The organism is Pseudomonas sp. PDM17, assembly GCF_014851985.1.
Lineage (GTDB): Bacteria > Pseudomonadota > Gammaproteobacteria > Pseudomonadales > Pseudomonadaceae > Pseudomonas.
The window spans coordinates 65,999-80,123 of the sequence record NZ_JACVAT010000005.1 but is presented as its reverse complement, the minus strand read 5'-3'; the positions used below and the strand labels follow the sequence as shown (position 1 = coordinate 80,123).

The following is a 14,125-nucleotide window of genomic DNA, read 5'->3' as shown; positions in this document are numbered from 1 at the left end:
CGCCTTGCTTCTACCGCGAAATCAATACGATAGCACGGAGCGGGGGTACCCGGCAGCGCTGCCGCCGGCAGGCCGCGCCGCCTATCCGAAGCTCACAGCCCTTCGAAGTCCGCCTTGCGCTCCTCCGGCTCTTCCGGTTCGCGCACCACCACGGCGCGATGGCGCGACTGCCGCTCCAGCCAGTAGAGGGCGAAGATCGCCAGTGCCGAGATCACCCCGCGGTAGACCACGCCGGCCAGTTGCGCGTCCCACTCCATGCCGCCTTCGGTCCAGGCGATCAGCAGGCGCGACAGTGTCAGGGTCAGTTGCACCAGGATCACCAGGATCAGCGCCGGCCGCACCAGCAGGCGACGACGCAGGGCAAAGACGAGGAACAGCGCGAGAGCGAACTGGTGGCCGCCATAGAAGACGCGGGCGTCGCTTACCGACGACGGCTCCATCAGCAGCATGCCGCTGAGGTTGGCCATCTCGTAGGGGCGAATCCAGTAGAGCAGTCCCAGGCCACCCCAGACCAGAGCCTGGACCAGCAGGACGAGACGGGCGAAGAGCATCCGATTTCTCCTTGGCCTTGCAGCCATTGCCGAGCGTCCTGACCTGCGACCGGGAGTCGCGGACGCACCACCGATCAGCTAAAGACCCCGCACGGCGCGGCAAGTTCGGGCCGGCGCGTCATATGGGGAAACAAACACCCGGTGGGGGCCGAAGACGCTCGGGAGTATGCTCGGTCGCGTTCGTATTTCGAGGTTCCAACCATGCGCACCCTGCTTCTGCTCACCGCCCTTGTCGCCGGCGCCGCCCAGGCCGCCGAGCCGCTGACCATCGACGTGCACCGCGATGCCAACTGCAGCTGCTGCAAGGACTGGATCAAGCACCTGGAAAGCAACGGCTTCACCGTCAACGACCATGTCGAGGCGGACATGAGTGCAGTGAAGACCAAACTCGGCGTGCCTTACAGCATGGGCTCATGCCACACCGGCGTGATCGACGGCAAGTTTGTCGAGGGCCACGTACCGGCGGCCGACGTGCTCAAGCTGCGCGAACGGGCCGATCTGGTCGGCGCCGCCGTGCCGGGCATGCCGATGGGCTCGCCGGGCATGGAGATGGGCGACCGGCATGACGCCTACCAGGTGGTCGGACTGAACAAGGCCGGCCAGCGCGAGGTGCTGGCGGACTATCCCGCTCACTGACCTGACACCCAGGTACTCCCTCCCCCCTGAACGCTAGTGGAGATGGGATGGGGCTTCCGACGCGCGGGGCACTCTCCAGGTTCCCGCGCGACATGGCTCCACGAGCAGGATGGGGTGAGGGACTCCACAACGAAAAAGGCGGCCATCTGGCCGCCTTTCTCGTTATCCGGATCCCGTCACTCGCCCTTGGCCGGCAACAGGCCGTCGGCGCGGAACATCGCCTTGATCCCGCGCACGGCCTGACGCAGGCGGTCGCGGTTCTCGATCAGGGCGAAGCGCACGTGGTCGTCGCCGTAGTCGCCGAAGCCGATACCCGGCGACACCGAGACCTTGGCGTCCTTGAGCAGCTTCTTGGCGAACTCCAGCGAACCCAGATGCGCATAGGCCGGCGGGATCTTCGCCCAGATGTACATGGAGGCCTTGGGGTTCTCCACCATCCAGCCAGCTTCGTGGAGGCCCTTCACCAGCACGTCGCGGCGCTTCTGGTACTGATCGGCGATGTCGCGCACGCACTGCTGGTCGCCTTCCAGCGCAGCGATGGCCGCCACCTGCAGCGGGGTGAAGGTGCCGTAGTCGTGGTAGCTCTTGATCCGCGCCAGGGCCGAGACCAGCTCCGGGTTGCCGACCATGAAGCCGATGCGCCAGCCGGCCATGTTGTAGCTCTTGGACAGGGTGAAGAACTCCACCGCGATGTCCTTGGCGCCCGGCACCTGCATGATCGACGGAGCTTTCCAGCCATCGAAGGTGATGTCCGCGTAGGCCAGGTCGTGCACCACCAGCACGTCATAGCGCTTGGCGAGATCGACCACGCGCTCGAAGAAGTCCAGCTCCACGCACTGCGCGGTAGGGTTGGAGGGGAAGCCGAGGATCATCATCTTCGGCTTGGGGATCGATTCGCGGATCGCCCGCTCCAGTTCGTTGAAGAAGTCGATCCCCGGCACCAGCGGCACCGAGCGCACCTGGGCGCCGGCGATCACCGCGCCATAGATGTGGATCGGGTAGCTGGGGTTGGGCACCAGGATGGTGTCGCCGTGGTCCAGGGTGGCCAGCATCAGGTGCGCCAGGCCTTCCTTGGAACCGATGGTGACGATGGCCTCGGATTCCGGGTCGATCTCGACCTCGTAGCGGTCGCGGTACCAGTGCGAGATGGCGCGGCGCAGGCGCGGGATACCACGGGACGTGGAGTAGCCGTGGGTGTCTTCGCGCTGGGCGACCTGACAGAGCTTCTCCACGATGTGCGGCGGCGTGGCCCCGTCCGGGTTGCCCATGGACAGGTCGATGATGTCCTCGCCACGGCGGCGGGCGGCCATCTTCAGCTCAGCGGTAATGTTGAAAACGTAGGGGGGCAGGCGATCGATGCGCGCAAAGCGACGAGCTGAACGGGGTTCAGTCATGGTGTCCTCTGATGAACGTAGGCGCCCGGAACCGTCCGAGCGACGCCGGCCACTGCGGTGGCCTGGAAACCGCGGTGCTGTGACCGACGCTTTCTTGTCGGCGAACATATAGCTCGCTAGGCTGGCTGTCGAGTTTTTCTTTGCGCCGCTCAAGGGCGGCATCTGGAGGCCCATGTCCGCGCAACAGTACTGGCAGCTCGACGTCTTCGCCGACCAACCGCTCACCGGCAATGGCCTGGCGGTATTCCCCGATGCCCGTGGCATCCCCGACCAGACCCTGCTGGCGCTGACCCAGGAGCTGCGCCAGTTCGAGTCGATCTTCCTGTTCCCGTCCGCCTCACTGGACACTTACTCGGCGCGCATCTTCACCGTCGACGAGGAGCTGCCCTTCGCCGGTCACCCGGTGCTGGGCGCGGCAGCACTGCTGCACCACCTGCACCAGCGCGGCGAGGAAGAACACTGGACGCTGGAGCTGCCGGCCAAGGCCGTGAAGGTCACCACGCGCCGCCGCGCCACCGGCTTCCACGCCGAGATGAACCAGGGCGCCGCCGACTTCGGCAGCGTGCTCGACGATGACGCGCGCCGCTGGTTCGCCGAGGCCTTCTCGCTGAGCCCCAGCGATCTCGCCGACTACCCCGCCGCCGTGGTCAGCACCGGCCTGCCCTACCTGCTGCTGCCGGTACGCAGCGAGGCCCTGGGCCGCGTGCGCCAGCGCACGGATCTGGCAGCCGAGCTGGCCAAACTCAACGCTGCCTTCGTTTTCGTGCTGGATGTGGATAATCGCGAGGGGCGTACCTGGGACGGCGCCGGGATCATCGAGGACATCGCCACCGGCAGCGCCGCCGGCCCCGTTGCCGCCTACCTGGTGGAACTGGGCAAGGCCCGCCGGGGCGAGCTGTTCCAGCTGGCCCAGGGCCGCTTCGTCGGCCGCCCCAGTCGGCTTGACGTGCAGGTCGGCCAGGACGATGAGGTCCGCGTCGGCGGCGACGTGCAACTGCTCGCCCGCGCCGAGCTGCTGCAGCGTTTCGCCTGACGACCGGGCTGGCGGCCAGCCCCACCCGCGACAACACTGAACCCACCTGTTCGATGGAGATGCCGCCATGCAATGGCGCAAAGGACGACGCAGCGACAACGTAGTGGATGCCCGCGATGACAGCGGCGGTGGTGGCATGGGCGGTGGCGGAGGCATGCGCATCGGCGGCCGCGGCCTGAGCCTGGGCGGCGTGGCCATCGTGGTGGTGATCGGCCTGCTCTCCGGGCAAGACCCGATGACCATCCTCGGCTCGCTGCTCGGCCAGATGGACGTCTCCCAGCAACAGGCGCCGGCGCGGCCGACGCAAGGCAAGCCGGCCACCGGCAACGATCCGCAGGTGGATTTCGTCCGCTCGATTCTCGGCGATACCGAGGACACCTGGGGTGAGATCTTCGCCCGCAGCAACCAGCAGTACGAGCAGCCCAAGCTGATCCTGTTCAACGGCGGGGTGAACTCGGCGTGCGGCTTCGCCTCCTCGGCGGTCGGACCGTTCTACTGTCCGGGCGACCACCGCGTGTACCTCGACCTCGGTTTCTTCCGCGAGATGGAACAGAAGTTCTCCGCTGCCGGCGACTTCGCCCAGGCCTACGTGATCGCCCATGAGGTCGGCCATCACGTGCAGAACCTGCTGGGCATCTCCGCGAAGATCAACGCCGCCCGCCAGCGCGGCGCGCGCATGGAAGGCGCCAACGGGCTTTCGGTACGCCAGGAACTGCAGGCTGACTGCTTTGCCGGTGTCTGGGCCAATCACGCCCAGCAGCGCCTGAACTGGCTGGAGCCGGGCGACGTGGAAGAGGCTCTGAACGCCGCCAACGCCATCGGCGACGACCACCTGCAGCGCCAGGCGCGCGGCACGGTGATGCCCGATTCCTTCACCCACGGCTCGTCCGCGCAGCGCGTGCGCTGGTTCAAGATCGGCTTCGAGAGCGGTGCGCCGGGCAAGTGCGATACCTTCAAGGCGCAGACGCTATAACGCCGTTATCGGGCTCGCCCGTTGCACAGTCCTACAGATAACGGCTGAGCAGGTCGAGGAAGTACAGCGGGTCCAGCGGCTTGACCATGAAATCCAGCACGTTGAGCCGCATCGCCTCGATCACGTCGCGGGCGTCAGCCTGGCCAGACAGGACGATGATCGGCAGGAAGGTGCCGACCTCGTTCAGTTCGCGGATCAGGTCCAACCCCGCGCCCTCATGCTCCATGCGCAGGTCGGTGACCAGCAGGTCGATGTCCGACTCGTCGCGACGGATGCGCCGCAGCGCTTCAGCGGCGCTGCCGGCAGTCAGGCAGCGCAGGTTCGCCCCCTCGATCAGCTCGCGCATCTCGGCCAGTACTTCGAGGTCGTCATCGACCACCAGCACCAGCGGCTTGCGCGGCGTCCGCGCGGTAACTTCGCGCAGCGCTTCGAGCTCCTCCTCGTCGAGGACCACAGGATTGACCATGAACGCCACACCGCAAGTAGAGGCTCGTTGATATCAGTCTAGATGGCAACTGGCCTTTATTCCTGCCGTCCCGCGGTCAACCTGCAGATAAAAAAGGGCCGCAACGAGTGCGGCCCTGGAAATACGCCGGCAGTACCGGCGTCGTGGGATATCAGCCTGCCTTTGCCAGGCCGGCCTGACCGAGGCGCTCGACGATCTCGCCGAGGATCGCCGGGTCGTCGATGGTGGAAGGCGGCGCATAGCTCTCGCCGTCGGCGACCTTGCGCAGCACCGCGCGCAGGATCTTGCCCGAGCGGGTCTTGGGCAGGCGCTTGACCACCACCGCGCGCTGGAAGCAGGCCAGCGCGCCGATGCGCTCGCGCACCAGCGCCACCAGCTCGCGCTGCAGGTTGGCCTCGGTCGCCTGCGCGCCGTCCTTGAGCACCACCAGCCCCAGCGGCACATGCCCCTTGAGGTCGTCCTGCACGGCGATCACCGCGCACTCGGCAACGGCCTCGTGCAGCGCCAGCAGCTCCTCCATCTCGCCGGTGGAAAGACGGTGGCCGGAGACGTTAATCACGTCGTCAGTGCGGCCCATGATGTAGACGAAGCCCTCCTCGTCCACATAGCCGCCGTCGCCGGTGTGGTAGTAGCCGGGGTAGGTCTTCAGGTACGCATGCAGGTAGCGCGGGTGATCGTTCCACAGCGTCTGCGCGCAGCCGGGCGGCAACGGCAGGGCGATGACGATGGAGCCCTGCTCGTTCGGCCCGAGCAAGCGGCCCTCGTCGTCCACCACCTGGACGTGGTATCCGGGCACTGCGCGGTTGGTGGAGCCGGCGCGCAGGTCGTGGTCGCCCAGGCCGGTGCAGGGCGCGGTCACCGGCCAGCCGGTCTCGGTCTGCCACCAGTGGTCGTGCACCGGCTTGCCGGTGAGTTCCTCCAGCCAGTGCTGAGTGCTGCTGTCGAGCTTCTCGCCAGCGAGGAACAGGTGGCGCAGCGAGCTCAGGTCGTAGCGTTTGAGCAGATCGCCCTGGGGGTCTTCCTTGCGGATCGCGCGGATTGCCGTGGGCGCACAGAACAGGCTGTTGACCTTGTGCTCCTCGATCACCCGCCAGTAGCTGCCGGCGTCGGGCGTGCGCACCGGCTTGCCTTCGTAGAACACCGTGGTGCAGCCATTCATCAGCGGTCCGTAGACGATCAGCGAATGGCCGACCACCCAGCCGACATCGGAAACGCCCCACCAGACATCCCCCGGCTGCAGGCCGAAGATGGCCGGCAGTGCATAGCTCAGCGCTACCGCGTGGCCGCCATTGTCGCGCACGATGCCCTTGGGTTTCCCGGTGGTGCCGGAGGTGTACATGATGTACAGCGGGTCGCCACTGGCGACTTCCACCGGGTCGGCCGGTTGCGCGTGGGCCAGGGTTTCGCGCCAGTCGAGATCGCGACCGGCTTGCAACTCGGCCATCGCCTGCGGACGTTGTAGCACCAGCACATGGGCCGGCTGGTGGCTGGCCAGTTCCAGGGCCTTGTCCACCAGCGGCTTGTATTCGATCACCCGTTCGAACTCCAGGCCGCAGGAGGCGGTGAGCACCAGCTTGGGTCTGGCGTCGTCAATGCGCAGCGCCAGTTCGTGGGGCGCAAAACCACCGAAAACCACCGAGTGCACCGCGCCGAGCCGGGCACAGGCGAGCATGGCCATGGCAGCCTGGGGCACCATCGGCATGTAGATGATCACCCCGTCGCCCTTCTCTACCCCCAGCGCGCGCAGGGCGCCAGCCAGGCGCGCGACTTCATCGCGCAGCTCCAGGTAGCTGAAGCGCTGCTGGGTATTGGTCACGGGGGAGTCGTAGATCAGCGCGGCCTGGTTGCCGCGGCCGAGTTCGATCTGCCGGTCGAGGGCGAGGTAGCAGGTGTTCAGGCGGCCATCGGCGAACCAGCGGTGGCTGCCGTCGGGCAGGGCCTGCAGGGTGTCCTGCGGCGCGCGGTACCAGGCAACGCGGCCGGCCTGTTCGGCCCAGAAGGCGGAAGGCTCCGCGATGGAGCGGTCATGGGACTGCCGGTAACTCATCGTCACTGCCTCTTATTGTTGTTATCGAGGTCGAACAACGAGTATGGACGGGGATCGCCACCCCACCATCAACCTTTGGTCGTAGTCCTTCCGCCCGCCCCGCAAGCGGGTCTGGCAGTAATGCTTTGCAGGATTTTTCAGCGAGGCGGCACAACGGCGGACGGAGCGCTCTGGCACGGTAGCTGGAGAGTTTTCCGGCAGCGCCGCCACCGCATGTCGGCGACCACAGGTCGCACCTACTACCGCCATGTGACAGGACTACACTGAGAGTCCCTTTTCACCTGACAGCACAGGGGTGAGCACCGTGAACATCCTCGTCCGTCCGTCCCGCTTGCGCAAAGACCAGCCGTGGGAAGTCTGCCTCGACCAGCAGGCCGTGGGCTTCCGCAGCGAGCTCGAGGCGCGCAGTTTCGTCGCTACCCTCGAAGCCCGCCTGAAGGCCCCGCACCGGCTACCCGAGCTGGTGCAACGCGCCGCCAGCTGATCAGGCCGCGCGTTCGCTGATCTGCCCGCTCAGCCAGCCGAGCACCGCAGCTACCAGGCCGCAGACGGTGATGACCACCGCCATCGGCAGTGCCGAGCCGTCGTGCAAAGCACCGACCAGCGCCGAAGCGCAGGCCGCGACGGTGAACTGCAGGCTGCCCATCAGCGCCGACGCGCTGCCTGCGTGCCGGCCCTGGCTGGCCATGGCGCAGGCCGAGGAGTTGGGCAGCAGGAAGCCCAGGCTGGCGATGGCGCCGAACAACGGTACCAGCAGCGGCCACAGGTGCTCGGGCTTGGCCAGGGTGATCGCCAGCAGCGCCACGCCGCAGCCGAAGTACACCCACACCGCCCGGCGCAGCCAGAACCCCGGCCCGCGATAACGCAGCAGCCGCGCGTTGACCTGCGCCATCAGGATGAAGCCCGCCGCGTTGCTGCCGAAGATCCAGCCGTAATGCTCGGCCGGCACGCCGTAGAGCTCGATGAAGACAAAGGGCGAGCCGGCGATGTAGGAGAACATCCCGGCGATGGCGACCCCACCGGTGAGTGCGTAGGTGATGAAGGAGCGGTCGCGGAACAGCGCGCGGTACTGCTTCAGTGCTCCGCGCAACGGCGGTCGAGGCCCGCTCGGGATGGTCTCGGGCAGCCACAGGGCGATGGCGCCGCCGGCCAGGGCGCTGAACAGCGTCAGGCAATAGAAGATCGACTGCCAGCCGGACAGGCTCAGCAGCAACCCGCCACCCAGCGGCGCGAGGATCGGCGCCAGGCCCATCACCAGCATCAGCTGCGAGAAGGCCTTGGCGGCGGCGATCGGGTCGCACAGGTCACGCACCACAGCCCGCGAGATCACCATCCCCGCGCAGCCACCCAGGGCCTGGACGAAGCGCGCGCCGATCAGCCATTCCAGGTTCGGCGCGAAGGCGCAGGCGAGCGACGCCAGGGTGAAGATGCTCACCCCCAGCAGCAAGGGGATACGCCGGCCGATGCGGTCGGCCAGCGGGCCGTAGAGCAGCTGGCCGATGGCGAGGCCGGCGAAGTAGGCCGACAGGCTCAGCTGGATGTGCTCGACGTCGGTACCGAAGGCCTGCGCCAGCGCCGGGAAGCTGGGCAGGTAGAAGTCGATGGCCATGGGCCCGAAGGCGCTGAGGGCGCCGAGGATCAGCAGGATGCGGAGGTTCATGGATCACCTGGTCACACGCGTCCACCGAAGGGCGGCAGAGGCCGCAGGCAGGCAGGTGTGGCTAACGGATTGGCGCGCAGGGAAGGCGCGGCGAAGCCTTGCATTGTGGCGAGCGCCGGAAAATTAGCAAGCTCCCTAAGCAACTCCCCAGGCAACTCCCGAAACAATGGGAGAAGCGGGTCCGGCCACACCGGCCGGGCCCGCTTTCGCATCAGGCTTCGTGCGCGCCCTCTGGCTCGGGCTTGGCCTTTGCCTTGGCCTTGCGGCCGCCGACCTTGTCCGCAGCCGACTCCACCAGCATGTAGAACATCGGGATGAGGAAGGTCGCCAGCAGGGTCGCGGCGAGCATCCCGCCGATCACCCCGGTGCCGATGGAATGGCGGCTCGCGGAGCCGGCGCCGGTGCTGATGGCCAGCGGCACGCAACCCAGGATGAAGGCCAGCGAGGTCATCACGATGGGGCGGAAGCGCAGCTTGGCCGCCTCCAGCGCCGCCTCGACCGGGCCCATGCCCTGCTCCTCGCGGCACAGCACGGCGAACTCGATGATCAGGATGGCGTTTTTCGCCGCCAGGCCGATCAGGGTTACCAGGCCGACCTGGAAGTACACGTCGTTATCCAGCCCACGCAGCCAGATCGCCAGGATCGCACCGAACACCGCGAAGGGCACCGCAGTGACCACCGCCAGCGGCAGGGTCCAGCGTTCGTACTGGGCGGCGAGGATGAGGAACACCAGGATCAGGCCGAAGATGAACGCGGTGCTGCCCGAACCCTGGGTCGCCAGCTCCTGGTAGGCCGAGCCGATCCAGGCCAGCGAGTAGTCCTCGCCCAGCACCTGGTCAGCCACTTCCTGCATGGCCGCCAGCGCCTGGCCGGAGCTGTAGCCGGGCGCCGGGCCGCCGAGCAGCTTGGCCGCCGGGAACACGTTGAAGCGCGCGTAGGAGTCCGGGCCGAGGATGCGCTTGACCGAGACCAGCGTGGTCAGCGGCACCAGATCGCCGGTGGACGAGCGGACGAAGACCTGGCTGAGGTCGTCCGGCTTGCGGCGGAACTCCGGCTCCGATTCCAGGGAGACCTGCCAGGTCCGCCCGTAGAGGGTGAAGTCGTTGACGTAGTAGCTGCCGAAGGTGGACTGCATGGCCGTGAACACGTCATCGATGGCCACGCCCAGTGAACGCGCCTTGGTGCGGTCCAGGTCGACGTAGTACTGCGGCACGTTGGCGTTGAAGGTAGTGTTCAGCCCCGCCAGTTCAGGGCGCTTGCTGGCCGCTGCAAGGAACTTGGTGGTGATCTCCTCGAGCTGCTCGGAGGTGCCGCCGCTGCGGTCCTGGATGTAGGCCTCGAAGCCGCCGGTGGTACTCATGCCGGTGATCGGCGGCGGGTTGAAGGACATCACCACGCCGTCTTCCTGGCCCGCCCCCATCTTCATGAACTCGCGGGTCAGGTTGCGGGCGTCCAGCTCAGGCGTGTTGCGCTCCTTCCAGTCCTTGAGGGTGACGAACGAGACCCCGGCGTTGCTGCGGGTGCCGAAGGTGAGGATGTCGAAACCGGCGAAGGTCACCACGTCGGCCACGGCCGGATGCTTCATCAGCTCCTGGGTCACGTCGCCGGTGAGCTTCTCGGTACGGCTCAGCGAAGCCGCCGGCGGCAGGAAGTAGGCGTTGAGCACGTAGCCCTGGTCTTCGTCGGGCACCAGCGAGCCAGGCACCCGGCCGAACAGGATGACCAGCAGCGCGATCATGCCGCCGAACAGTACCAGGCCGAGGGCCGCCCGCTTGAGGAAGAACTGCACCCCGGCGCCGTAGCCATTGGTGATGCGTTCGAAGGCGTTGTTGAACCAGCGGAACGGCGCAGCCGGCTCCTTGTGCTCGGGCTTGAGGATCAGCGCGCAGAGCGCAGGAGAGAGCGTCAGCGCGACGATGCCGGAGATCACCACCGACACAGCGATAGTGATCGCGAACTGCTTGTACATCTGTCCAGCCAGACCGCCGAGGAAACCGACCGGGATGAATACCGCACAAAGCACCAGCACGATGGCGATGATCGGCCCGGTCACTTCCTCCATGGCCTTGATCGCCGCCTCTTTCGGGCTGAGCTTCTCGGTGCGCATTACCCGCTCGACGTTCTCCAGTACCACGATGGCGTCGTCCACCACGATGCCGATCGCCAGCACCATGCCGAACAGCGACAACAGGTTGATGGAGAAGCCCATCAGGTACATGCCGGCGAAGGTGCCGACCAGCGACACCGGGATCGCCAGCACCGGGATCAGCGTGGCGCGGATGTTCTGCAGGAAGATGAACACCACCACCATCACCAGGATCAGCGCCTCGATGAAGGTATGGATCACCTCCTCGATGGACACCTTCACGAAGGTAGTGGTGTCGTAGGGAATCTTGAAGGCGATGCCCTGCGGGAAACGCTTGGCCAGCGCTTCCATGTGGGTACGCACGGCCTCGGCGGTGTCCAGGGCGTTGGCACCCGGTTGCAGGTAGATACCGAAGGCAGCGTTCTGCTGGCCGTTGAGCGAGGTAACCAGGGAGTAGTCCTGCGCGCCCAGTTCGACCCGCGCCACGTCCTTGAGCAGCAGGCTGGCGCCAGTGGAATCACTGCGCAGGATGACGTTCTCGAACTCCTTCGGATCGGTGAAGCGCCCCTGCGCGGTGGCCATGTAGGTGAAGTCCTGCGGCTCCTTCATCGGCTGCTGGCCGAAGCTGCCGGCGGCGAACTGCGAGTTCTGCTCGCGCACCGCGTTCACCACGTCGGTGGGCGTAAGGTTGTACTGCGCCAGCTTGTCCGGCCGCAGCCAGATGCGCATGGAGTAGTCCTTGGAACCGAACTGGCTGACGTCGCCGACACCGGGAATCCGCTTGAGGTCGTCGATCACGTTGATCAGCGCGTAGTTGCTGATGAAGATCGGGTCGCGGGAGTTGTCCGGTGAGAACAGCGTCACCACCTGCAGGATGTCGGAAGATTTCTTCTCCACCTTCACGCCCTGCCGGCGCACTTCCTCGGGCAGCTTGGCAAGCGCCGCCTGCACCTTGTTGTTGACGTCGATGGTGGCCTGGTCGGGGTCGGTGCCGACCTCGAAGTACACGGTCAGGCTCATGGCGCCGCTGGCGTCGGAGTTGGACAGCTGGTAGATCATGCCCTCCACGCCGTTGATTTCCTGCTCCAGCGGAGCGGCCACGGTTTCGGCGATGACCTGGGAGCTGGCGCCCGGGTAGGAGGCCGTCACGGACACTTCCGGCGGCACGATTTCCGGGTACTGGGCGATGGGCAGCGCGCGCATGGCCACCAGGCCCGCGAGCAGGATCACGATGGAAATCACCATCGCGAACACCGGACGTTCGATGAAGAAGCGCGAAATCACGATGGGCGCTCCTTAGGACTGGGACGAAGCGGTATTGGCTGCAGATTCCTGCGCGCCACCTTCCACGGCCTTGACCGGCTGGTCGGGGCGGACCTTGAGCAGCCCGTCGACTATCACCCGATCACCATCATCCACACCGGCATCGATGATCCAGCGGCCATCCACGGTCTTGGTCGTGGTCACCTGGCGCACGCGGGCGAAACCGTCCTTGTCCACCACGTAGACGAAGGTGCCGCGCGGCCCCTGGGCCAGCGCACGCTCGGGCAGGGTCACGGCGTTGCTCTGGGTGATGCCGGTGATCAGGATGCGCACGAACTGGCCGGGGATCAGCAGGTTGTGCGGGTTGGGCACCACGGCGCGGGCGTTCACCGTGCCGGTGCCGGTATTGACGAAACTGTCGGTGAAGTCGACGACGCCTTCGATGGGGTACTTGCTGCCGTCGCCGAAGCGCAGCTCGGCGGTCAGCTTGCCGTCCTTGGGCAGGAGGTAGCGGCCGCTCTTCACGCCATCGTTCATCTGCGTCGCCTGGGTGTCGGGGTAGGCGAAGTTGACGTACACCGGGTCGAGCTGGGTGAGCTTGGTCAGCAGGCTGGAATTCGGGTCGCTGGCCACCACCAGGCTGCCTTCGGAGCGCACTTCCTTGCTCGCCATGCCGGAAATCGGCGCGGTGACCGTGGTGTAGTTGAGGTCGATCTGCTTGGCCTGGACGTTGGCGCGGGCGGCCTCGACGTCGGCCTTGGCCTGTTCGAAATCGGAGGTGTAGCGGTCCAGCTCGCTTTCGCTGGCAAAGCCCTTGGCCTGCAGTTCGCGAATCCGCTTGAGGTCACGCTCGGTCTGCCGGTAGCGCGCCTGGGTCTGTGCCAGCGACCCCTTGGCCTGGCCCAGCGCGGCCTGATAGGGGCGCGGGTCGATGCGGAACAGCACCTGGCCTTCCTTCACCGGCCGGCCTTCCTCGTAGGTGCGGCGCTGCAGGATGCCGCTGACCTGGGCGCGCACTTCCACTTCGCGGTAGCCGGCGGTCCGCGCGGCGTATTCGAAGGTCAGTGGCACCGGGGCGCTCTTGGCCACTTCGACCATCACTGCCGGGGGCGGAGGCGCTGCCGTAGCTGGTTTGTCCTCGGCCTGGGCCCAGGCAGCGAACAGGACTGGCAACCCAACGACAGCAAGCGCGACGGGCAAACGACGGGCAAACGGCATGTAACCTCTCCATGGAAATAACTGACGGCGGAACCCCAAAAGGACGACGACTGCGTGACTTTTACCTACGCCAGTGTCTGTAAAGCACTGTTAGCGCAATAAAATCAGTAAACTGCCTGTCACCCAGTGATCCTAGCCTGTATACCACCAAGCGCCATGCGAAGAACTAAAGAAGATTCGGAACGAACCCGTCAGACGATTCTCGACTCGGCTGAAGGCCTTTTCTTTGCGAAAGGCGTCTCAAATACGAGCCTGGAAGAGATCGCGCGCGCCGCTGGCGTCACCCGCGGGGCGGTGTACTGGCACTTCCAGAACAAGGCGCACCTGTTCAACGACATGCTCAACCAGGTCCGCCTGCCGCCTGAGCAGTTGGCGCAGCGGCTGTCCGGGTGCGACGGTCACGACCCGATCGAATCGCTGTTCCAGCTCAGCGTGGAAGTGGTCGAGAACCTCGCCCGCGACGAGCAGCGCCGACGCATCCTCACCATCCTCCTGCAGCGTTGCGAGTTCACCGATGAGCTGCGCGATGCCGAGGAACGCCACAACCAGTTCGTCCGGCAGTTCATCGAGCTGTGCGAGCAACTGTTCAGCCGCGAGGATTGCCGCACGCGCCTGATGCCCGGCGTGACACCCAAGATTGCCTCGCGCGCGGTGCACGCGATGATCTTCGGCCTGCTCAGCGACTGGCTGCGCGACCCGGCCCTGTTCGATCCGCTGCAGGAAACCCGCGAACTGTTCGACGCCGTGTTCCGTGGCCTGGTGCGCGACTGGCACCCGGCACAGGCGTGAGGGCCGGCA

General features: G+C 66.3%; 11 protein-coding genes and 1 pseudogene. 5 read left to right on the top strand and 7 right to left on the bottom strand.

The window, feature by feature from the left end:
- Window positions 1-92: 92 nt before the first annotated feature.
- Window positions 93-551, bottom strand: coding sequence for a DUF4345 family protein (locus IB256_RS18625; RefSeq protein WP_081517307.1), 459 nt, complete (start codon window positions 549-551; stop codon window positions 93-95).
- Between the two features lie 184 nt (window positions 552-735).
- On the opposite strand from IB256_RS18625, the pseudogene IB256_RS18620 reads away from it, so the two are divergent.
- Window positions 736-1,187, top strand: a pseudogene (locus IB256_RS18620) (DUF411 domain-containing protein).
- 176 nt (window positions 1,188-1,363) lie between these two features.
- Here the strand turns inward: IB256_RS18620 and alaC are convergent.
- A complete protein-coding gene (gene alaC / locus IB256_RS18615; protein ID WP_081517305.1) occupies window positions 1,364-2,581 on the bottom strand; it encodes an alanine transaminase in 1,218 nt (405 codons plus the stop codon).
- A 172-nt stretch (window positions 2,582-2,753) separates the two neighbouring features.
- Between alaC and IB256_RS18610 the strand changes: the two genes are divergently transcribed.
- On the top strand, window positions 2,754-3,614 hold the full coding sequence (locus IB256_RS18610) for a PhzF family phenazine biosynthesis protein (RefSeq protein ID WP_192403631.1): 861 nt from the start codon (window positions 2,754-2,756) through the stop codon (window positions 3,612-3,614).
- 67 nt (window positions 3,615-3,681) lie between these two features.
- Entirely contained in the window at window positions 3,682-4,587 is a 906-nt protein-coding gene (locus tag IB256_RS18605) for a neutral zinc metallopeptidase (protein ID WP_192290255.1), read from the top strand.
- 31 nt (window positions 4,588-4,618) lie between these two features.
- On the opposite strand, the gene IB256_RS18600 is transcribed toward IB256_RS18605, so the two are convergent.
- Together IB256_RS18600 and IB256_RS18595 are read right to left on the bottom strand one after the other, a co-directional pair.
- Complete coding sequence (locus tag IB256_RS18600; protein ID WP_192290257.1) at window positions 4,619-5,053, bottom strand: response regulator; 435 nt, start codon at window positions 5,051-5,053, stop codon at window positions 4,619-4,621.
- Window positions 5,054-5,204: 151 nt separating this feature from the next.
- The gene (locus IB256_RS18595; RefSeq protein WP_192290259.1) at window positions 5,205-7,100 is read right to left on the bottom strand and encodes a propionyl-CoA synthetase; all 1,896 of its coding nucleotides are present in this window, start codon (window positions 7,098-7,100) and stop codon (window positions 5,205-5,207) included.
- A gap of 304 nt (window positions 7,101-7,404) precedes the next feature.
- Between IB256_RS18595 and IB256_RS18590 the strand changes: the two genes are divergently transcribed.
- Window positions 7,405-7,584 (top strand): hypothetical protein, encoded by a 180-nt coding sequence (locus IB256_RS18590; RefSeq protein ID WP_045217315.1) that lies wholly within the window; start codon window positions 7,405-7,407, stop codon window positions 7,582-7,584.
- Here the strand turns inward: IB256_RS18590 and IB256_RS18585 are convergent, their stop codons facing one another.
- From IB256_RS18585 to IB256_RS18575, 3 genes are all read right to left on the bottom strand, one after another.
- The gene (locus IB256_RS18585) at window positions 7,585-8,760 is read right to left on the bottom strand and encodes a multidrug effflux MFS transporter (protein ID WP_081517300.1); all 1,176 of its coding nucleotides are present in this window, start codon (window positions 8,758-8,760) and stop codon (window positions 7,585-7,587) included.
- 211 nt (window positions 8,761-8,971) lie between these two features.
- Entirely contained in the window at window positions 8,972-12,130 is a 3,159-nt protein-coding gene (locus IB256_RS18580) for an efflux RND transporter permease subunit (RefSeq protein WP_192290261.1), read from the bottom strand.
- A 12-nt stretch (window positions 12,131-12,142) separates the two neighbouring features.
- The gene (locus tag IB256_RS18575; protein ID WP_192403630.1) at window positions 12,143-13,327 is read right to left on the bottom strand and encodes an efflux RND transporter periplasmic adaptor subunit; all 1,185 of its coding nucleotides are present in this window, start codon (window positions 13,325-13,327) and stop codon (window positions 12,143-12,145) included.
- 156 nt (window positions 13,328-13,483) lie between these two features.
- Here IB256_RS18575 and IB256_RS18570 point away from each other — a divergent pair, with 156 nt between their 5' ends.
- Window positions 13,484-14,116 (top strand): TetR family transcriptional regulator, encoded by a 633-nt coding sequence (locus IB256_RS18570; RefSeq protein ID WP_081517297.1) that lies wholly within the window; start codon window positions 13,484-13,486, stop codon window positions 14,114-14,116.
- Window positions 14,117-14,125: the final 9 nt, after the last annotated feature.